Raw genomic sequence first — 20788 nt, forward strand, 5'->3', positions numbered from 1 at the left:
TGACGCGCCTTGAATTGCGCTGCACCAACAGCATTTGCGGTGCGGCTTAATCCGGTTTTGCCCTGACGGTCGACCCCATTTTGTTTCGGCAAAATGGGGGAAAACCATCTGCGCTGACGTCCGGCCCCCGCTTCGCGGCGGTTCCTTCGCTCCGGTGCCGTGGTGAGGCGACGCGCGTTTGGCGGTGTCTGATAGATCTCCGCGCGGAAAAGCGAAAACCAAAAGCTGAAACCTCGGTTTCGTTGGAGCGAGGCTTGCCCGCGAAGGCTTTATTTCATGCGGTGGAGATGTCGACTGGAATACTGATTCGCGGGCAAGCCTCGCTCCAACGGAATGTGGATAAATTCGCTCCTACGGATGTGCGGAACCCAATCAAGAATCGCGCTGCAAATCCGGCGGAATGGAAATATCCCCCAGCGGATCCGGCCGCTTGCCGCGACCCGAATGGTATTGGCGAATCTGATAGACATACGCCAGCACCTGAGCCACCGCCAGGTACAACCCGGCGGGGATTTCCTGATCCAGCTCGGTGCTGTAATAGATCGATCGCGCTAGCCCCGGCGATTCGAGAATCAGAATCTGATGGTGGGCGCCGATTTCGCGGATTTTCAAGGCGATGAAATCCGTACCCTTGGCCACCAGCATCGGCGCGCCGCCCTGCTCCGGATCGTATTTGAGGGCAACGGCGAAGTGGGTCGGGTTGGTGATGATCACATCGGCAGTGGGGATCGACTCCATCATGCGGCGCTGGGACATGTCGCGTTGCAACTGGCGTATGCGCTGCTTGACCTCCGGCCGCCCCTCCGCATCCTTGTGCTCGTCGCGAATTTCCTGCTTGGTCATCAGCAGCTTCTTGTGCCCTTCCCAGATCTGATACGGCACGTCGATGGCAGCAATGATCATCAAACCGCAGGCCATCCACAGCGTGCTCCAGCCGACCACCTGCAAGCTGTGAATAATCGCCATTTCCAGGGGTTCGTGAGCAATGGAAATCAGGTCGGCCTTATCCTTGTTCAGGACCACCAGGGCGACGACCAGGACAATCAAAAACTTGCCGAAGCCCTTGAGCAACTCGATCAGCGCCGTGACCGACACCATGCGCTTGAGGCCCGATGCCGGGTTCATGCGACTGAACTTGGGAGCCATGGTCTTGGCCGAGAATAGCCAGCCACCCAGGGAAATCGGGGCAATGAGGGATGCGAGCATCAGCGCCACCAGCAAAGGCAGCATGGCGACCAACGCCAGCTTGCCGGAGCTGAGCAGCATCTTGGCCATATAGCTTTGATCCATGAGCATTTCGCGACTGATGATGAAGTTGGAGCGCATCAACTCCATCATCATTTGCGCTATATCGCTGCCAAAGGACAACAATCCGCCAGCGCCGACCAGCATGATCGCCAGGGTGTTGAGCTCCTTGGATCGAGCAATCTGCCCCTCTTTTCGGGCATCCGCCTTCTTCTTGTCCGTGGGGTCTTCTGTCTTGTCCTGACCATTCTCGTTCTCGGCCATCAGCGCGCCCTCACCATATCGCGGAACGTTCGCAACGCATCGGCCGCCAGCGGCTGGTACTGATTGAGAATGTCACCCAGGCTGATCCACAAAATGCCCATGCCCAACACCAGCGTCAGCGGAAAACCGATAGAGAAGATGTTCAGCTGCGGCGCGGCGCGGGTCATCACGCCAAAGGCAATGTTGACCACCAGCAACGCGGTGATCGCCGGCAACACTAACGTCAGCGCGGCACCCATGACCCAGCCGAGGCTGTTGGCAAGCTCCCAGAAGTTGGACACGAGCAGACCGCTGCCGACTGGCATCGTGGTAAAGCTTTCGACCAGGGTTTCCAGGACCACCAGATGGCCGTTCATGCCCAGGAACAGCAGGGTGACCAGCATGGTGAAGAACTGCCCGATCACCGCGGCGGAGACGCCGTTGGTGGGGTCGATCATGGAGGCAAAGCCCATGCCCATCTGCGTCGAGATGATCTGCCCGGCAATCACGAACGCCTGAAAGAACAACTGCAGAAACAACCCCAGCCCGGCACCGATGATGATTTGCTCGCCGATGAGCAACAGCGCGCTGAGGTCCAGCGCGTTGACTTGCGGCATGGGCGGCAACACGGGGGCGATCACCACGGTTATCGCCAGCGCGAAGTACAGACGAATGCGCCTGGGCACCAGCGTCGTACCGAAAATCGGCATGGTCATCAACAGCGAGGTGATGCGAAACATCGGCAGCATGAAGCTGGCGACCCAGGTGCCTATTTGCCCGTCGGTCAGTGCAAGGACAGGATCCACAAGCGCTAGCCGATCACGGTTGGAATGCTGGTGTAGAGCGCCAGGATGTATTCCATGAACACCTTGAGCAACCACGGACCGGCAACGATCAGGGTGATCAGCATCACGATCAGACGCGGGAGAAAGCTCAAGGTCTGTTCGTTGATCTGGGTGGCGGCCTGGAACATGGCCACCAGCAAACCGCAGAGCAAACTGGGTACCACGAGGATCGCCACCAGTACCGTGGTCAGCCACAACGCCTCACGGAACAGATCGACGGCTACTTCTGGCGTCATCGCGCGCACTCCTGCTCAAGAGAGGTCATACACCACCGAAACTACTGGCCAGGGTGCCAATAATCAGCGCCCAGCCGTCAACCAGCACAAACAACATGATCTTGAACGGCAGGGAAATGATCAGCGGCGACAACATCATCATGCCCATGGCCATCAACACGCTGGCAACCACCAGGTCGATGACCAGGAACGGAATGAAGATCATGAAGCCGATCTGGAACGCGGTCTTGAGTTCGGAAATCACAAACGCCGGCACCAGGATGGTCAGCGGCGCCTGATCGGGGGACTCGATATCGGTGCGCTTGGACAGGCGCATGAACAACTCCAGATCGCTGGTGCGCGTCTGCGCCAGCATGAAGTCCTTGATCGGCACCTGAGCCTTGGCCACGGCATCCTGAGCGGTAAGCTTTTCAGCCAGATAAGGCTGCAAGGCGTCCTGATTCACCCGGTCGAAGACTGGCGCCATGATGAACAGGGTCAGGAAAATCGCCATGCCGGTGAGAATCTGGTTCGACGGCGTCTGCTGCAAGCCCAGGGCCTGACGCAGAATGGAAAAGACAATGATGATCCGGGTGAAACTGGTCATCAGCATGACGAACGCCGGGATGAAGCTCAGCGCCGTCATGATCAGCAGAATTTGCAGGCTGACCGAATATTCCTGCTGGCCGTTGGCGCCGTTGGACAACGTGATCGCAGGGATCGACAACGGATCGGCGCCGAACGCCACAGGCGCCGCCAGCACCAGCAGAAGCGTCAACAGAATGCGCGGCATTACTTCTTATCCTTCTGATCCTTGTTGCCCATGATTTCCATCAGGCGCCGTGCGAACTCAGGAGTGGCCTGCTCGCGGACCGGAACCTGCACCGGCTCCTTGAGCACGTGCAATGGGGTGATTCGCCCAGGCGTAACACCCAGTAATATCTGCTCGTTGCCGACCTGCACCAGCACCAGTCGATCACGCGGGCCAAGCGCTCGGGAGCCCAGCAGCTCAATGAGCTGGGCATTACCCGGCCCGCTGCGCTGTACGCGCCGCATCGTCCAGGCCAGAGCGAAGATCAGGCCGATCACCAACAACAGGCCGAACAGCAACTGCATCAGCTGCCCGCCCATCCCCATAGGCAACGAGCCGGTCACCTGTGGCGCAGCGGCCTGCACCGCAGGCTCGGCCGCCAGCGCGCTGAGCGGCATGAACAGCAATGCTCCGGCAAGCTTGATCATGTTCACTCAGCGCAGCTTCTTGATACGTTCGCTGGGGCTGATGACATCGGTCAGGCGGATGCCAAATTTCTCGTTGACCACCACGACCTCGCCATGGGCGATCAATGTACCGTTGACCAGCACGTCGAGCGGCTCACCGGCCAGACGATCCAGCTCGATCACCGAGCCCTGGTTGAGTTGCAGCAGGTTACGGATGTTGATGTCGGTGCTGCCGACTTCCATGGAGATCGACACCGGAATGTCGAGGATCACATCCAGATTCGGGCCATCGAGATTCACCTGACCGTTGCTGCGCGGCACGCTGCCGAACTCTTCCATGGCCAGACGGCTGGAGGCAGAAGAATTGCCAGCATCAGCTGCCAACAGTGCGTCGATGTCGTCCTGACTGCCATCACCGGATTCGCCCAGTGCCGCAGCCCATTCATCGGCCAATGCCTGATCTTCAGCAGAGGTCATATCTTTATCATCAGCCATCGGTTGTCCTCGGCGAACAGTGATTCAGTTACACAGCAAAATTTCGACGCAGACAAAAGGTCAGCGTCGCTCTATCGGCTCGATCACTTGCAGGGCCAGATGACCCTTGTGCGAACCCAGCTTGACCTTGAAGGACGGCACGCCATTGGCGCGCATGACCAGCGATTCCGGCAGATCGACGGGAATAACATCACCCGGCTGCATATGCAGAATGTCGCGCAACAGCAATTGACGACGGGCAACCGTAGCGCTGAGCGGCACGGACACATCCATCACGTCCTGCTTGAGGGCGTTGACCCAGCGTTCGTCCTGATCGTCGACATCGGACTGGAAGCCCGCATCGAGCATTTCCCGCACCGGCTCGATCATCGAATACGGCATGGTCACGTGCAGATCGCCGCCACCGCCATCGAGTTCGATGTGGAACGTGGAGACCACGACCGCTTCGCTCGGCCCGACGATGTTGGCCATCGCCGGGTTGACCTCTGAGTTGATGTACTCGAAATGCACTTCCATGATTGCCTGCCAGGCTTCTTTCAGGTCGATGAACGCCTGATCCAGCACCATGCGCACGACTCGCAACTCCGTCGGCGTGAATTCACGGCCTTCGATTTTCGCGTGTCGGCCATCGCCGCCAAAGAAGTTATCCACCAGCTTGAACACCAGCTTGGCGTCAAGGATGAACAGCGCAGTGCCACGCAGCGGCTTGATCTTCACCAGATTGAGGCTGGTGGGCACGTACAGCGAATGCACGTATTCACCGAACTTCATGACCTGCACACCACCGACCGCCACATCAGCCGAGCGGCGCAGCAGGTTGAACATGCTGATCCGGGTATAACGGGCGAAGCGTTCGTTGATCATTTCCAGGGTCGGCATCCGACCCCGGACAATCCGGTCCTGACTGGTCAGGTCGTAACTTTTGACGCTACCGGGTTCGGCTACTTGTTCGGTCTGAACCAGACCATCGTCCACGCCATGCAACAGCGCATCGATTTCATCCTGGGACAGCAGGTCTTGCACGGCCATGTCGTGGTCCTACTGCAGTACGAAGTTAGTGAAAAGCAACTGCTCGATCACGGTTTTACCGAGTTCTTTCTGTGCGACTTCCTGAACGCTGGCCGTCGCTTTCTGACGGAGCATTTCCTGGCCAATCGGGGTTGCCAGGGAATCGAACGGGATACCCGCAAACATCATCACCAGATTGTTGCGGATAACCGGCATATGCACCTTCAACGCTTCAAGGTCGGCCTGATTGCGCGCCAGCATGGTGATGCTGACCTGCATGTAGCGTTGGCGACCGTTGGAGTTGAAGTTGACCACGAACGCCGGTGTCATGGCTTCAAAGATCGCAGGATGCTTGACGCCGGTCTCCGCAGCCGCAGCCGCTGGATCCGGCTTGCTGCCAGCCTTGTGCATGAAAAACCAGGTCGCGCCAACCGACAGGCCGACAGCGAGCAACAAAGCCACTACCAGGACGATGATGAGCTTGAGTTTGCCTTTGGAGGCGGGGTCTTTAACGTCGTCGCTCTTCGCCATGCCAATAATCCGTCACTATTCGGGGGGTTCGTTGATGCGTGACAGAGGGTGAGCAAGTGTTATGCCAGAGTTGCGGGGCGAGTGCTGTGCCGGGGTTAACAGCGGGAATTTAATGTCGTGTGGGAGCCAACTTGTTGGCGAGGCGATGTGTCAGATACTGCGCCTGCTTTTGTCGAATCTCAAATCGTGGGGCCCAACAGCACTGGCGGCGCTGCGAAGATCGGTTTCGCCCTGACGGTCGACCCCATTTTGTTTCGGCAAAATGGGGGAAAACCATCTGCGCTGACGTCCGGCCCCTGCTTCGCAGGGGTTCCTTCGACTCCGGCGCCGGGTGTGGGTACGCGCCGACGCGCCATCCATGGCGCAACGGCGCTCGACCGGCATCCATGCCGGTCGCCCCACACCACGACACCTGCGCTCAGCCTCCCGACGCGCGTTTGGCGGCGTCTGCTTAAACGCATTCCAATAAAGGAGCAATCAATTTGCTAGGCAGTATTTCTGACTAAGCAGGACCAAAGTCTCGCCAACAAGTTGGCTCCCACATCCCTAATCAAGCGTAATAATCGACCTCACTGCTGCCAATCACCCGCGCGGCAGGCTGGCTGACTGCAACGCCAGCATCCACCTGACCGCCATCACCCGAACCGTCCAGACTTGAAGAACTGCCGCTTGTGCCGGAACTGCGCTGGCTATTGCTGGCCTGGTCCTGACTCTGTTGCTGCTGTTGTTGCCAACCGCGATTCTGATCGGACACGTTGACATCCACCTGGCCCAGCCCTTGTTGGCTAAACGACTCACGCAGGCGCGACATCTGGTTTTCAAGCGCTTCGCGGACACCCACGTGGGCACTCATGAAAGTGACCTGGGTCTGCTGATCCGTCGCCATGTTGACGCGGATGTCCAGACGCCCGAGTTCGGCCGGTTCCAGCTGGATTTCCGCCGATTTCAGGTTTTGGCTGGACAGGTACATAACCCGATCAACAACCCCTTCACTCCAGCCGCTCTGATGCATGGCAAGTGGCTGGTTGATCAGCGGAACAACCGGTGTCAGAGCTGCTCGCGGCGCTTGCGCAGCCTGGCTCATCGCCGCAAGACGCTCGGCAAAGTTATCCATGCGGGTATCACCGCCGGCACTTTTCACATCCTTGAGCCCATCATCGAGCAAGCCACTGAAAGATTTGTCGCTGCTTTCCGTGCTGGCTTCATCAGTGGGCAGTTGATCGGCCAGGGCCGTCAGGTTATTGGCGATGTTCTGGGCTGAGTCGGCAGAGTCGTTGCCGCTGGACTTGCCAGTCTTGTCAGAATGGTTGCTGCCATTAGCTTGCTGGGCCGCTTGAGCCTTGGCGCTGGCATTCTCCAAGGCAAACTGCAGGGCGGGCAAGCCTGCCAATGGGTCCGCCTCAGGATCGAACGATGCGTCACTCGCTAAATCAGCGCTGGATGCGACCGCTGCCGAAGGGGTTGCAGCTGAGGCAGCCACCATCGCAGCGGTGGCGGAAGAAACCGCTGCCGGATCAGCAACCAGCGCGTCGTTCACCGGCACGACAACAGGCTGGACCATGGCCTGCAACGCCGGGTCCAGTGCTACGTCATGGGCAGGTGTTTCTACCGGCAATGCGGCGACTGCATCGTCGGCAGGCAAGGTATTGCCGCTATCGGCAACCGTCGTCTGATCCCCGGCAGCATCGTCTTTGGCTGCCGGGTCTTTCGCGGCAACGTCCTTGTCCTTGGCAGGGACAGTCTTGTCCCGCGCGGGCTTGACCGGCACGTCATTGTTGGCGGCGGATTTAGCGTGCGCCTGGTTGGCATAGACGTCGGAGAAGCTCGAACTGTCGTCCTTGCCGTTGTCAGCCGCCTTGGCCACGCTATTGGCAGCGTTGGTCTTGGACGCCGCCATTGAGGTGGTCTGAAGGAGTGGATTAGAGGCAAGGGGCATGTCGGTCTCCGCATGAATCGCTGGTGGCGAGCGTATTACCAATGCCTGAGCAATATACGGGCCAGTTTACGGCAGGACACCATGCAACTGACGCTCGACGTCGATCAGCCGCCGTACGGTCACATATTCAAGATCGATACTGGCGAGCAAGTCTTCGAGGCCTGAAACCTCTTCGCGACGGCTGCGCTCTTCAAGCTCGCGACACAGGTCCGCCAGACGCAGCGCCCCCATGTTGCCGCTGCTGCCCTTGAAACTGTGGGCCATCAGGCTCAATTCCTGGAGGTCGAAGGCGCCACTGCCTCCAGCGTAACCCTGCAGCATCTGCTGTAACCGGGTGATGCGATGTTCCGAGTCATCCAGGAACACGTCGAGCAATGTTGGATATTCATCCTCCATAATTTCCTGCAACGTACCCAATACGCTGTAATCCAAATGAATAGCCGACACTTGTTCACTCCTTGATCAAGAACCTTGAATCTGCTGCCGTTCGACGCACGCCGTTGAATGGCGAAAGACTCAGCGATTATGCCATTCCCTCCCAGGAAAACTCCACGCTGGCAGTACGACCGTCCCGGGACCATGAGGCTTGCTCGGTCAACTGGCGTACCAGCCCGAGACCGCGACCGTACAACTCATTACCCACCAGGGGCAACGCCAGAATTGTATCGGCGTCGAATCCTTCGCCGCTGTCCTCGACTTGCAGGGTCAGCCGCCCTCCCCGCTCGGCCGGAACAACCCGCAAATGCACCCGAATGAACCCCTCTTCGAGCTGAACCAGGCGTTCGCCCCGCTCGCGATAATAGCGGGCAAAACCTGTTGCATCTCTTTTGAGCTTCGAGTCCAGACCCAGAACGCCGTGCTCAAGTGCATTGTTGTACAGCTCGGAAAGCACGCTATACAACGCACCGCTCTGGCTGCGCAAACCATGCACCTCAAGCAGCAGTTGCAATAGATAAGGCAGCGGGTTGAAGCGCCGCAACGTCGATGCGCGAAATTCGAAGGTCGCCGACCAGTCCAGCGGACTCGATGCGCCACTGTCGGAATACGTGACGGTTTGCGGCCCCAGCGTTGCCTGATCAACCGTGGTGATCTCCACCATGCTGACGTCATCGCGCGCCTGCCCGCCGAAAGCGGTCAATGCCTGCTGGATCTCGCCAATCAGCAACTGCGGCTGGCGATTGGCGTCGAACACTTCATGCAGACGCTGGGTGCCGAACAGACGGTCCTCGCTGTCGCTGGTATCGATAACACCGTCCGAGAGCAGGAAGATCCGGTCGCCGGTTGCGACCGGGTAGACCTCGGTCTGGTCATCGAAGTCACTGGCGTCCAGCACACCCAATGGCAGGTGCCGCGACACCAGCCGCGTTCGCTCACCGCTCTCGGTATGCAGCAAATAGCCGTCCGGCAGCCCGCCATTCCAGACTTCGACGTGGCGCTGTTGAAAGTTGATGCACAGCAGCGTTGCGCAGCAAAACATGTCCACCGGCAGGATGCGTTTGAGCTTGGCATTCATTTCGCGCAGGGTTTCGGCAAGCCCGAAGCCCTTGGCGGTCATGCCGTAGAACACTTCGGCCAACGGCATCGCGCCCACCGCAGCCGGCAGCCCGTGCCCGGTGAAATCCCCGAGCAACAGATGCATGTGCCCGGCGGGCGTGTAGGTGGCGAGCAACAAATCACCGTTGAATAACGCATAAGGTGATTGCAGATAGCGAATATTGGGCGCATCCAGACAGCCGGAATGGGCGACCTGATCGAAGACTTCCTTGGCGACCCGCTGCTCGTTAAGCAGGTACTCGTGATGGCGGGAAATGAGATCTCGCTGTTGCAGGACCGTTTCCTGCAACACTCTCAGACGATTCATGGCGTTGATCTTTGCCGTCAGAACCACTTGGTTATAGGGCTTGGCGATGAAATCGTCGCCGCCGGCATCCAGACAACGGGCCAGTGCCTCGCCCTCGGTCATCGAAGTCAGGAAGATGATAGGTACCAGCGACTCGCCGGCCATTTTCTTGATCCGCCGGGCCGCTTCGAAACCGTCCATGATCGGCATGACCGCATCCATCAATACCAGTTGCGGGCGCCCGGACTCGAAAAGCTCGACGGCCTCGGCTCCGTTGCTGGCGCAGAGGACCGTGTGGCCCTGGCGGCTGATGATGGTCGACAGCAGATAGCGATCCGTCGTGTTGTCGTCGGCGATCAGGATGCACAGGCTTTCTATTGAAGGCTGCACAGGCTCAGCCTATCTTGAACAGTTTCGAGAAATTGGAGATCGTCAGGATCTTGATGACATCGGAGCTGCAATTCACCAGCTGTATCCGTGAATGCTCGCCGCCGGCATGATCGCGCAGCAGCAAGAGCATCCCCAACGCGGAACTGTCCAGGTAATTGGTGCCCTTCAGATCGACGACATAATTGCGCACGTTGGTCCGATTTTCGTAGGCGTTGCGAAAATCCTGATGAGACGCAAAATCGAACCGTCCGGTGATAAATATGGTCAGTTGTTGCTGTTCGTCTTGAGAGAGCTCGGAGGTTACCGACATAGGGGAAATTCCTCAGTGGGGTCTTCGTAACGTAACGAAGGTGTAACACCGCCCGTCGACGACAGCAAACCGGATTTGAATCGCGACGGGTGAAATCATCACGCGATGCAGCCAGAAACGCAGCCTAGAACGGCTCGTGTCGCGGCAACCGCTGGGACAGTTCATCGAGTAGTTTTTGTTCACGCTTATCTTCAAGTTTGCGTGCCTCATCCACATAACGCTGGACTAGCTTGCGCAACCCCTCGACCCGCGCGTACGCCTGCTGCCAGGTGCCCCGCGCCTGATTCAGATTGTTCTGATGCCACTCCAGGCTCTTGCGTTGCTGACCCACTGCGGTTTCAAGTTGATTGAGAAAGCGTTGATAGTTCATCAGCCATTGCCCGGAGACGCCGGTGCCGCCTTTGTCGATCCACTGCTGCTGGTAGCTGAGACGGAAATTTTCCAACTCATCGAGCTTGCCTTCTGCCAGTCGAACCTGACCTTGAAAGTGCCCCAGTCGTTGCGCCGCCGCGCGCTCGGCGGATTCGGCCATATCCACCACGGGCGCCAGACGCTCGGCACGACTCTTGGCCATGACTTATCAGCCGCCCGCTGCGGGATTGAAGACTGCCGCGAGCCGCGCGCTGCTCTCCTGCATGCTTTCATTGTCGTTCAGACCCTGACGCAGATAACGCACCAGCACCGGTTGCAGGGCAATGGCCATGTCGGTTTCCCGATCGCCGCCGGCCACATACGCACCCACGCTGATCAAATCCCGGCTTTGTTGATACCGCGACCACAACTGCTTGAAATGCTGGGCCTGCCCCATGTGTTCAGGGGTGACCACCGAAGGCATGACCCGGCTGATCGAAGCCTCGATGTCGATGGCCGGGTAATGCCCCTCTTCGGCCAGACGTCGCGACAATACGATGTGCCCGTCAAGCACGCCCCGCGCCGAGTCGGCAATCGGGTCCTGCTGATCATCGCCTTCGGACAGCACCGTATAAAAAGCCGTGATCGAGCCGCCACCCGCTTCGGCATTACCGGCGCGCTCGACCAGCTTGGGCAACTTGGCGAACACCGATGGCGGATAGCCTTTGGTCGCTGGCGGCTCGCCAATCGCCAGGGCAATTTCCCGCTGGGCCTGGGCGAAACGGGTCAGGGAATCCATCAGCAACAGGACGTTCTTGCCCTTGTCGCGAAAATATTCGGCGATGCGCGTGCAATACATGGCCGCGCGCAAACGCATCAGCGGCGCGTCATCGGCTGGCGAAGCCACGACGACGGAACGCTTGAGGCCTTCCTCACCAAGACTGTGCTCGATGAATTCCTTGACCTCACGACCCCGCTCACCAATCAGGCCCACGACAATGATGTCCGCCTCGGTAAAGCGCGTCATCATCCCAAGCAACACGCTCTTGCCGACGCCGGTACCGGCGAACAAGCCAAGACGCTGGCCGCGCCCGACTGTCAATAATCCGTTGATGCACCGAATACCCACGTCCAGCGGCTGGCTGATCGGGTTGCGCTTGAGCGGATTGATGGTCGGGCCGTCCATCGGCACCCAGTCTTCGGCTTTCATCCCGCCTTTGCCGTCCAGCGCCCGGCCCGCGCCATCGAGCACGCGCCCGAGCATGGCCATGCCCATCGGCAGGCGACCGGTATCGGCCAATGGCACGACCCGCGCGCCAGGGGCGATACCGGCAACGCTGCCGACCGGCATCAGAAATACTTTGCCGCCGGAGAACCCCATGACTTCGGCTTCGACTTCTACCGGAGAATGGCTGTCATCGTTGATCACCACGCAACGACTGCCCATGGCGGCCCGCAACCCTTCAGCTTCCAGGGTCAGGCCGACCATGCGCAGCAAACGACCTTCCACAACGGGCTGGGCCGGCAGGTCGATGGCTTCGGCGTAGGTATCCAGACGCTTGCCGAAGCTGGTGCGATCAAGGCGCATCGGGCTTCTCGATGTCGGAGCTCTCGGTGTCAGGACTGGCGATTTTAGAGGCCGCAGCGGCCTGCTCAAGATCAATGCTCACATCCGCCGCAGCCGGATGCAGAGCCTGCTCGTGCATCTGGTCGTACATCTTGGCCATTGCCAGGGAAATTCGTGTCTCGATGCTGGCATCGATCCGGCTGTGCTCGGTCTCGATCCGGCAACCACCCGCTTGCAAGCCGTCATCTTCCAGAATGCGCCAGGTTTCCTCGTGGCGCTCGCGCAGCGCCTTAACCTGGGCGAAGTCCTGCGGATTGATGAAGATCCGCACGTTTTGCGCGCCCATCGGCAATAGCTTCAGAGCATCGCGCAATACATTGCCGATCTGTCTGGAGTCGGTGGTCAGTTCACGCTGAATGACTTTGCGGGCAATATGCTCGACCAGCAGAACCACGCCCCTTTCGATTTGCGTGTCCTGATCGGCTATTGGATCGAGCAGGTTCGCCATCAACTGTTCGAGACCGGCAAGTTTGGCCGTCAGGGCGATTTCGGCTTCCTGGCGGACCTTGAGTTGCGTGCTGTGAAAGCCTTCTTTCTCGCCGGTAGCGAAGCCTTCGTTGTAGGCCTCCTGACGAATGCTTTCCAGCTCTTCAAGGGTCAGCGGCTGGACTTCATCCAGCGGCACTTCTTCCATCTCAGCCGGTTCTTCTTCAACTGGCAAGACCTCAGGTTCGGGGTCGGGCTCTTGTTGCGGATCGAAACTTGGCAGGGAAAAGACGTCGTAACCGCCGACGTCTTTGGCGCGAATAAGCTCGCTGGCCGGTTCTTTGCTGGAGCTGGACATTGAAAAGACCTTAAATCATTTCCTCGCCACCTTTGCCGCCGAGCACAATCTCCCCGGCCTCGGCCATACGGCGCGCAATGGTGAGGATTTCTTTTTGTGCGGTTTCCACGTCGCTGACGCGAACCGGCCCTTTGGCTTCCAGATCGTCGCGCAACAGTTCGGCAGCGCGTTTGGACATGTTCTTGAAAATCTTTTCCTTGATTGCCTCGTCCGAGCCTTTGAGGGCCAGCACCAATACATCCGAAGAGACTTCGCGCAGCAGCGCCTGGATGCCACGGTCGTCCACGTCCGCCAGGTTGTTGAAGACGAACATGAGGTCTTCGATCTGCACCGAGAGGTCTTCGTCGACTTCGCGGATCGAATCCATGAGCGTGCCTTCCATGGAGCTGTCGAGGAAGTTCATGATGTCCGCAGCACGCTTGATGCCGCCCAGCGTGGTACGTGAAGTATTGGCATTGCCGGAGAACTGCTTCTCCAGAATCTGGTTCAATTCTTTCAGCGCTGCCGGCTGCACGGTGTTCAGCGAAGACACGCGCAGGATGATGTCCAGGCGCACCTTGTGGTCGAAATGGCCGAGCACTTCGCCTGCCTGATCGGCGTCGAGGTAGGCCACTACAATGGCCTGAATCTGTGGGTGCTCGAAGCGGATCACGTCGGCAACCGCGCGCGGCTCCATCCACTTCAGGCTGTCCAGGCCGCTGGTATTGCCACCCAGCAGAATGCGGTCGATCAGGCCGTTGGCTTTGTCCTCGCCCAACGCCTGAGTCAGCATCTTACGGATATACCCGTCAGAACCGACCCCGAGGCTGGTCTGATCGCCGACGATCTCGACGAATTCGGTCATGACTTCTTCGACCTGCTCGCGATGCACATTGCGCATCTGCGCCATGGCCACGCCCACGCGCTGGACCTCCTTGGGGCCCATGTGGCGCAGCACCTGCGCCGCATCGGTTTCACCCAGGGACAGCAGCAGGACTGCCGCTTTCTCGACTTTGCTCAGCTTGGCTACGACGGCTCGATCACTCATCAGTGTTAATCCACTCTTTCACGACCTGGGCCACTCGACCCGGATCTTCGGCCACCAGACTCTTGATTGCGTTCAGCTGTGCGTCATAACCCTCGGTCGGGCTAGGCAACAGAATGCTCTGCGGGCCGCCGAGGCTGACACGGTCGTTGGACAATTCGTCCCCACCGCCCATGCCACCCATACCGCCCATCTCGTCGTCGAAACCGGCCAGCTGCTTGCTCTTGCCGTTGGTGATGTTGTTGAGCACCGGGCGCAACACACCAAACACCAGCACCAGGATGAAAATCACGCCCATGGCTTGTTTGACGATGTCCCAGAACCAGGGCTGCGAGTAGAACGGGATATCCGGAATCGTTTCGCCGCGCTCGGCGGAAAACGGCACGTTGACCACGCTCACCGTGTCGCCACGGCTGGCGTCGAAACCGACTGCGTTCTGCACCAGACGGGTAAAGCGATTCAGATCTTCTGCACTCCAGGGGTTGCGAGTGGTTTCGCCGTTGGCCGCATTGATCTTGACCTGATCATCGACGACGACCGCAACCGACAACCGGGTCAAACGACCTTGCTGCTGTTTGGTGTGGCTGATGGAGCGGTCAAGTTCGAAGTTCTTGGTCGACTGGATGCGTTTGTCAGCCGGATAAGGCGCCAAGGCAGGCTGACCGGTAGCCGGGTCCATGATTTGTTGGCCGTTGGCATCAAGCAGCGGTTGGCCCGGCGCAATCGCAGCGGCGGCACCTCCTGCGGCACCACCGGTGGTTTGCGGCGCGGTTGCCGGACCTGGAGGCTGATTGCTCAGCGCACCCGGCACACCCTGGGCGCCACTGCTGGTGGAGCGTTGTTCGTTGACCGACTGTTCGCTGCGCAAGGCAGGCTGATCCGGGTTGAAGCTTTCGGCAGTGGATTCCACCGCGCTGAAGTCCACGTTGGCGGAAACTTCAGCCTTGTAGCGATCATTGCCCAGGATCGGTTGCAGAATGTTCTGCACCCGTTGGGTGAGCATGCCTTCCATGCGACGACTGTAGTCGAACTGCTTGCCGGCCATGGTCAATTCGGAATTTTCGGCCTGATCGGAAAGCAGATTGCCCTTCTGATCAACGACGGTGATCTGCGACTTGTTCAGCTCGGGAACGCTGGTTGCCACCAGATTGATGATCGCCACCACCTGGCTCGGCTCAAGCGAACGACCGGCGTACAGCTCGACCAGAATCGAAGCGCTGGGCTTGCGGTCGTCACGCACGAAGACCGAGCTTTTCGGGATCGCCAGATGCACGCGGGCACCCTTGACGTTGTTGAGCGCAGAAATCGTGCGCGCCAGTTCGCCTTCCAGACCACGGCGATAGCGCGTGGCTTCCATGAACTGGCTGGTCCCCAGCCCTTGATCCTTATCGAGAATCTCGAAGCCGATGTTGGCGTCCTGCTGGACCACGCCTGCCGACGCAAGCTGAATGCGCGCCCGCTGTACGTCATCGGCCTTGACCAACAGCGCACCGGAGTTAGGCTCCACGGTGTAGGCAATGTTGGCGGCCGTCAGGGTGTCCATGACCTGCTTGGCGTCCAGGCCGGCAAGACTGCCGTACAACGGACGGTAATCGGGCTGCTGCGACCAGAGCACCACGGCAAAGCCAATCGCCACGCTGGCAGCGAGACCGACCATAAGGCCGACCTGACGCAGCATGGGCATCTCGGAAAGATTGTCCAGGAAAGCCAGACCGAACAAAGGCGACTTGCCCGCTGGGGCGCCTGCCTTGGCCGGAACGCTATCGGCGAGTGTTTCTGCCATGACTCAATATGTCCTTAAACCGGCATCTGCATGATGTCTTGATATGCCTGAACCAGTTTGTTACGAACCTGAGTCAACGCCTGAAAGGACACGGCGGCTTTCTGCGAGGAAATCATCACGTCGGTGAGGTCGACGCCGCTCTTGCCGATTTCGAACGCATTGGCCAATTGGCTGGACGCCTGCTGGGTGTCGGCAACCTTGTTGACGGCCTGACCAAGCATGTCGGCAAAGCTGCTGGAGCCGACTTCCGGCGTGGCCGCAGCCTTCGGGGCGGCCATGGCATCCATTTGCATGGAGCGCATATCCAACATCAAGCGATTAAATTCAACACCTTGGCTCATGGAAATATCTCTCGTGAGGGCCGCAAATTTTTGACACTGATTCAGCGGTCATGGATGTCAAAGCAACAAGGGTGCCAGCTAGATAGCAGCCAATGGCCATTGATGCACTTCAAACAGAATAACGACCGGGCAGTCGTCCCTCGAAAAGCCGTGAGTCACGGTCTTGAATCCATCGCACGAGCAGGCCAAAAGCCCCGGCTACGCTGGACGGCAGAGCTGCGTACACAGTGAACGACTTTTGTAGCGCGAATGTTACGTCGCAAATAAATGACCTTCGACGTCCATGCCAGCATCGCGCATCTGCGCCAATTTGTAGCGCAACGTACGCGGGCTGATACCTAACCGCTCGGCAGCCTCCTTGCGACGACCGCGCTCGGCGCGCAGGGTGTCAATAATCATCTGAAACTCGCGCCGGCGCAGATCATCACCCAACGCGCTGCCCCCGTCGTTTCCGGCCCCATCGCCGGATACAGCCCCTTGGGCAACGGGTAAAACCGGCGCAGCGGCGCCCGCCGGGGCGACGCTCAACGCCAGCAATGGCGCGCAGGAGACGGGCCCCGCAAGGCAGAAATCTTCCGCCTCAATGACGCCGCCCTGCTGCAGAATCAGCGCTCGTTGCACCGCGTTGTCCAGTTCGCGGACATTGCCGGGCCAGGCGTACCCCACCAGACATGCCTGCGCCTGGGGAGACAAGCGTACCGCCGCGTGTTTCATTTTATTGACGTGTTTGGCCAGCAAGCGCTCGGCCAGCGGCAGAATATCGGCGGTTCGCTGGCGCAGCGGTTGCCAGGCCAGCGGAAATACCGATAACCGATAAAACAGATCTTCACGGAACCGACCGGCTGCAACTTCCCCGGCCAGATCACGGTTCGTCGTTGCCAACACGCGAATATCCAGACTAATGGGCTTGCGCGCGCCTACCCGCTCGACTTCGCGCTCCTGAAGTACGCGCAACAATTTCGCCTGCAGGCCCATGGGCATTTCGGAAATTTCATCAAGCAGGATCGTGCCGCCGTCGGCCTGTTCGAATTTACCGGCTTGCGCAGCAATGGCGCCGGTGAACGAGCCTTTTTCATGGCCGAACAAGGTGGCTTCGAGCATGTTGTCCGGGATCGCCGCGCAGTTGATGGCGATGAAAGGCTTGTCGGCACGGGGCGAATGCTGGTGAATGAAACGCGCCAGCACTTCCTTGCCGGTGCCTGATTCGCCGGATATCAGCACCGTGGAGTCGCTTTTCGCCACGCGACTGGCCAGGTTCAACAACTGCGCGCTGGCAGGTTCGACCGCTATCGGCCCATCGCCGTCATCCGGGCCAGGACGCCCCAGCGCATGCCGGGCGACCAACGCCAGCATGGCTTTGGGCTCGAAAGGTTTGACCAGATAATCCGCCGCACCCTGGCGCATCGCATCCACGGCGCGCTCGACCGCGCCATGCGCGGTCATCAGCAGCACGGGCAATTGCGGCTGGCGCGCGCGCAGCAGGCCGAGCAACTGATGGCCATCCATGCCCGGCATATTGACGTCGCTGATCACCAGACTGAACGGCTCACGCGCGACGGCGACCAGGGCATCCTCAGCCGACCCGACGGCGTGATACTCATGCCCGGCCAATTCCAGGGTTTCCCCCAGCGCTTCGCGCAACGCACGGTCGTCTTCGACCAACAGCACCTTGATCGTCATCAGTTATTGTCCGCGACGCTGGATGGCGCACTCATCAAGGGCAAGGTGACCAGCGCGCAAGTGCCACGACCAACCCGCGAGGCGTACTGAACGGCACCGCGATGGGCACGGGTGACCGCTGTCACCACAGCCAGACCAAGGCCGGTGCCGGTGGTCTTGGTGGTGAAAAAAGGTTCGCCGATATGTGCCAGAGCGGCAGCGTCAATGCCGCTACCGTTATCACTGACGCACAGCCGCAGCGTATTGCCTCGGCTGTAGGCATGGATTTTCAAGCGTGGTTGACCGGCGCAAGCCTGCACCGCGTTTTCGATCAGATTCAGTAGCGCACCCACCAGCGTGTCGCGATTGCACAGCAACTCACCCTCCGATGGGTCGCACTGCCAACGCACCTGGATATCCTGAGTGTGCGTCAAGGCAGCGTCCTGCAGCGCGGCGAAGAGCTGCTGCGGCGTAAGTCGGTCGGTCAGCGGCAACTCGCCGCGGGCGAACACCAACATGTCCCGCACTTGATGTTCAAGCTCATGCAGACGCTCTTTAAGACGTCCGGCAAAGCGTTGCTGGGTTTCCAGCGGCAGCTCCTGCTCTGTCAAATGACTGGCGTAGATCAATGCCGCTGACAGCGGAGTGCGAATCTGGTGTGCGAGGGAAGCCACCATCCGCCCCAGCGACGACAAGCGCTCGTGACGCGCCAGTTGATCCTGCAGATGGCGGGTTTCTGTCAGATCGTTAAGCAATACCAACTGACCCGGTTCGGCATCCAGCGAGCGGGTGGCGATGGACAGACGTCGGCCATCCTTGAGAGAGACTTCGTGGCCGTCGTCTTCGCGCGGAGCAAAACAGCGACTGATGACATGCCGCCACAGCTCACCCTCCATCGGCTGCCCGAGCAAATCGATGGCCGCCGGATTGGCTTCGCGTACCCTGCCCATGCCATCGATCACGATGATCCCGCCGGGCAGCAGGTCGAGCAGATTCTGCAAGCGATACGCCAGGCGCTCTTTCTCCGCCAGCTCCTCCATGCGCTGCGCGCTGACCACTGCCAGTTCGCCCTTGAGCTCGGCGACTCGCGCTTCCAGCAAACTGTAGGAATCAGTCAGCTGCGCCGACATCTGATTGAACAGCGAAAACGCCTGCTCAAGCCCTTGACGACTTTCCAGCTCAAGGGACGGCAGGACTGCATGGGCAAGGTCAGGGGTCATCTTGGCGGCGTGGGGCATCAGTCATCTCTCGCGTGGCGAACCGTCATTAAACGGTATGTTCCTAGAGACGTAGCAATCCTCGTGCCGAAAAAAAACCCCTGAAAATTCAGAGGTTTGATTTTTTCGCGATTCAGCAAGCGTCAATCATCTGCCTGTTCATCGCCTTCACGTCGGCTCATGCCGTATTTGCGCATTTTCTCAACGAGGGTCGTGCGACGAATCCGCAGGCGCTCGGCGGCACGCGCGACGATACCGTTGGCGTCGTCCAGTGCCTGCTGGATCAAACCTTGCTCCAGCCCACCCAGATAGTCCTTCAAGTCCAGGCCTTCCGGCGGCAACAGGGCGCCGGACGAGAAGTTCGGCGTATGACCATTAATGGCCACGCGCTCTTCGAGATCGCTGCGCAGACTGTCTACGAGTTGTTCGTCTTCGTCATCGACATAGCGGAATTTCTTCGGCAACTCGGCCACGCCAATCACGCCGTAGGGATGCATGATCGCCATGCGCTCCACCAGGTTGGCCAATTCACGCACATTGCCCGGCCAGCCATGGCGACACAGCGACATGATGGCAGCGGAGTTGAAGCGGATCGAACCGCGCTTCTCGTGCTCCATGCGCGAGATCAGCTCGTTCATCAGCAACGGAATGTCTTCGACCCGCTCGCGCAGCGGCGCCATTTCGATCGGGAACACGTTCAGACGGTAGTAAAGATCTTCACGGAAGCTGCCGATCTCGATCATCGACTCAAGATTCTTGTGGGTTGCGGCAATGATGCGCACATCGACGCTTTGGGTCTTGTTGCTGCCCACGCGCTCGAAGGTACGTTCTTGCAGAACCCGTAGCAGCTTGACCTGCATCGGCAGCGGCATGTCGCCGATTTCATCGAGGAACAGCGTGCCGCCGTTAGCCAGTTCGAAACGTCCGGCACGACTAGTGATCGCCCCGGTGAAGGCACCCTTCTCGTGACCGAACAGTTCGCTTTCAAGCAATTCGGCCGGGATCGCGCCACAGTTGACCGGCACAAACGGTGCGTCGCGGCGCTTGGAGTGATAGTGCAGGTTGCGCGCGACGACTTCCTTGCCAGTCCCGGACTCACCGAGGATCAACACGCTGGCATCAGTGTCGGCGACCTGCTGCATCATCTGGCGCACATGCTGAATCGCACGACTGGTACCGACCAGGCTGCGAAACAGGTTGGGCTCACGATGACGACCGCGCTCACGGGCCTGATCGTACATCTCGCGATAGACCTGGGCACGGTGCAGGGAATCGAGCAATTTGCTGTAGCTGGGCGGCATTTCCAGTGAGGAAAGCACGCGCCGACGCAAATCGTCAGTCAGGTCCATGGAAGTAGTTTCGCCCATCAGCAAGACGGGAAGGAACTCATCCCACGCAGCGACTGTCTTAAGAAGCCCTTGCAGACTTCCAGGCGCGCTCACGCTGCCAACGAGCACGCAAAGCACTTCTCGGGTAGAGGTCAGAGAGCCGACAACCTGTTGCCAGTCCTGGCTGGAGCAGGCCAAATTTTCTTCGCCAAGAAAATTCAGAATGACCGCCAAGTCACGGCGGCGCTGGCTATCGTCATCGATCAGCAGAATCTTGATTTCACGCCACATGCAATAGCAACTTCCCTAGTCAACTCTGTGCCCCACAAGGGCAAGCTTGGCAATTCTCAGCCGGTACGATTACTGAGACGCCAGAAAATGGCAAACATCACTAGTTA

At 59.2% G+C, this 20788-nt stretch carries 21 protein-coding genes; all 21 read right to left on the bottom strand.

Features of this window, described 5'->3' with window-relative positions; all coding sequences use genetic code 11:
* Positions 1-372: 372 nt before the first annotated feature.
* Positions 373-1509, bottom strand: a complete 1137-nt coding sequence (gene flhB / locus AFK24_RS12655) for a flagellar biosynthesis protein FlhB (RefSeq protein ID WP_065833562.1) — start codon at positions 1507-1509, stop codon at positions 373-375.
* Entirely contained in the window at positions 1509-2237 is a 729-nt protein-coding gene (gene fliR / locus AFK24_RS12660) for a flagellar biosynthetic protein FliR (RefSeq protein ID WP_065833624.1), read from the bottom strand. Before fliR ends, flhB begins: the two co-directional genes overlap by 1 nt.
* Before the next feature lie 62 nt (positions 2238-2299).
* The gene (locus AFK24_RS12665; protein WP_020290721.1) at positions 2300-2569 is read right to left on the bottom strand and encodes a flagellar biosynthetic protein FliQ; all 270 of its coding nucleotides are present in this window, start codon (positions 2567-2569) and stop codon (positions 2300-2302) included.
* Between the two features lie 25 nt (positions 2570-2594).
* Complete coding sequence (gene fliP / locus AFK24_RS12670; RefSeq protein ID WP_065833563.1) at positions 2595-3341, bottom strand: flagellar type III secretion system pore protein FliP; 747 nt, start codon at positions 3339-3341, stop codon at positions 2595-2597.
* Positions 3341-3787: a flagellar biosynthetic protein FliO gene (fliO, locus tag AFK24_RS12675; RefSeq protein WP_065833625.1), complete on the bottom strand. Its 447-nt coding sequence runs from the start codon at positions 3785-3787 to the stop codon at positions 3341-3343. Before fliO ends, fliP begins: the two co-directional genes overlap by 1 nt.
* Before the next feature lie 6 nt (positions 3788-3793).
* Positions 3794-4261, bottom strand: a complete 468-nt coding sequence (fliN, locus tag AFK24_RS12680) for a flagellar motor switch protein FliN (RefSeq protein WP_065833564.1) — start codon at positions 4259-4261, stop codon at positions 3794-3796.
* 60 nt (positions 4262-4321) lie between these two features.
* Positions 4322-5290 (bottom strand): flagellar motor switch protein FliM, encoded by a 969-nt coding sequence (gene fliM / locus AFK24_RS12685; RefSeq protein ID WP_065833565.1) that lies wholly within the window; start codon positions 5288-5290, stop codon positions 4322-4324.
* A gap of 9 nt (positions 5291-5299) precedes the next feature.
* Positions 5300-5800 carry a flagellar basal body-associated protein FliL gene (fliL, locus tag AFK24_RS12690; protein WP_065833566.1) on the bottom strand — a complete coding sequence of 167 codons (501 nt, stop codon included), beginning with the start codon at positions 5798-5800 and terminating at the stop codon, positions 5300-5302.
* Between the two features lie 550 nt (positions 5801-6350).
* Entirely contained in the window at positions 6351-7736 is a 1386-nt protein-coding gene (locus tag AFK24_RS12695; protein WP_065833567.1) for a flagellar hook-length control protein FliK, read from the bottom strand.
* A gap of 66 nt (positions 7737-7802) precedes the next feature.
* Positions 7803-8132: an Hpt domain-containing protein gene (locus AFK24_RS12700; RefSeq protein WP_065833626.1), complete on the bottom strand. Its 330-nt coding sequence runs from the start codon at positions 8130-8132 to the stop codon at positions 7803-7805.
* Positions 8133-8259: 127 nt separating this feature from the next.
* Positions 8260-9966 carry a fused response regulator/phosphatase gene (locus tag AFK24_RS12705; RefSeq protein ID WP_065833568.1) on the bottom strand — a complete coding sequence of 569 codons (1707 nt, stop codon included), beginning with the start codon at positions 9964-9966 and terminating at the stop codon, positions 8260-8262.
* A gap of 4 nt (positions 9967-9970) precedes the next feature.
* Positions 9971-10276 (bottom strand): STAS domain-containing protein, encoded by a 306-nt coding sequence (locus tag AFK24_RS12710; protein ID WP_065833569.1) that lies wholly within the window; start codon positions 10274-10276, stop codon positions 9971-9973.
* A gap of 124 nt (positions 10277-10400) precedes the next feature.
* Positions 10401-10850, bottom strand: a complete 450-nt coding sequence (gene fliJ / locus AFK24_RS12715) for a flagellar export protein FliJ (RefSeq protein WP_065833570.1) — start codon at positions 10848-10850, stop codon at positions 10401-10403.
* A 6-nt stretch (positions 10851-10856) separates the two neighbouring features.
* Positions 10857-12215: a flagellar protein export ATPase FliI gene (gene fliI / locus AFK24_RS12720; protein ID WP_065833571.1), complete on the bottom strand. Its 1359-nt coding sequence runs from the start codon at positions 12213-12215 to the stop codon at positions 10857-10859.
* Positions 12205-13038, bottom strand: a complete 834-nt coding sequence (gene fliH / locus AFK24_RS12725; protein ID WP_065833572.1) for a flagellar assembly protein FliH — start codon at positions 13036-13038, stop codon at positions 12205-12207. The genes fliI and fliH overlap by 11 nt, the downstream gene beginning before the upstream one ends.
* Positions 13039-13048: 10 nt before the next feature.
* Entirely contained in the window at positions 13049-14065 is a 1017-nt protein-coding gene (gene fliG / locus AFK24_RS12730) for a flagellar motor switch protein FliG (protein WP_020290734.1), read from the bottom strand.
* Positions 14058-15845: a flagellar basal-body MS-ring/collar protein FliF gene (gene fliF / locus AFK24_RS12735; RefSeq protein ID WP_065833573.1), complete on the bottom strand. Its 1788-nt coding sequence runs from the start codon at positions 15843-15845 to the stop codon at positions 14058-14060. Before fliF ends, fliG begins: the two co-directional genes overlap by 8 nt.
* A 14-nt stretch (positions 15846-15859) precedes the next feature.
* Positions 15860-16186, bottom strand: a complete 327-nt coding sequence (gene fliE, locus AFK24_RS12740) for a flagellar hook-basal body complex protein FliE (protein ID WP_065833574.1) — start codon at positions 16184-16186, stop codon at positions 15860-15862.
* A 252-nt stretch (positions 16187-16438) separates the two neighbouring features.
* Entirely contained in the window at positions 16439-17866 is a 1428-nt protein-coding gene (locus AFK24_RS12745) for a sigma-54-dependent transcriptional regulator (protein ID WP_065833575.1), read from the bottom strand.
* On the bottom strand, positions 17866-19083 hold the full coding sequence (locus AFK24_RS12750) for a sensor histidine kinase (RefSeq protein WP_065833576.1): 1218 nt from the start codon (positions 19081-19083) through the stop codon (positions 17866-17868). Before AFK24_RS12750 ends, AFK24_RS12745 begins: the two co-directional genes overlap by 1 nt.
* 122 nt (positions 19084-19205) lie before the next feature.
* Positions 19206-20681 (bottom strand): transcriptional regulator FleQ, encoded by a 1476-nt coding sequence (gene fleQ / locus AFK24_RS12755; protein WP_065833577.1) that lies wholly within the window; start codon positions 20679-20681, stop codon positions 19206-19208.
* Positions 20682-20788 lie beyond the last annotated feature (107 nt).

It is taken from the genome of Pseudomonas syringae (assembly GCF_001698815.1).
Lineage (GTDB): Bacteria > Pseudomonadota > Gammaproteobacteria > Pseudomonadales > Pseudomonadaceae > Aquipseudomonas > Aquipseudomonas syringae_A.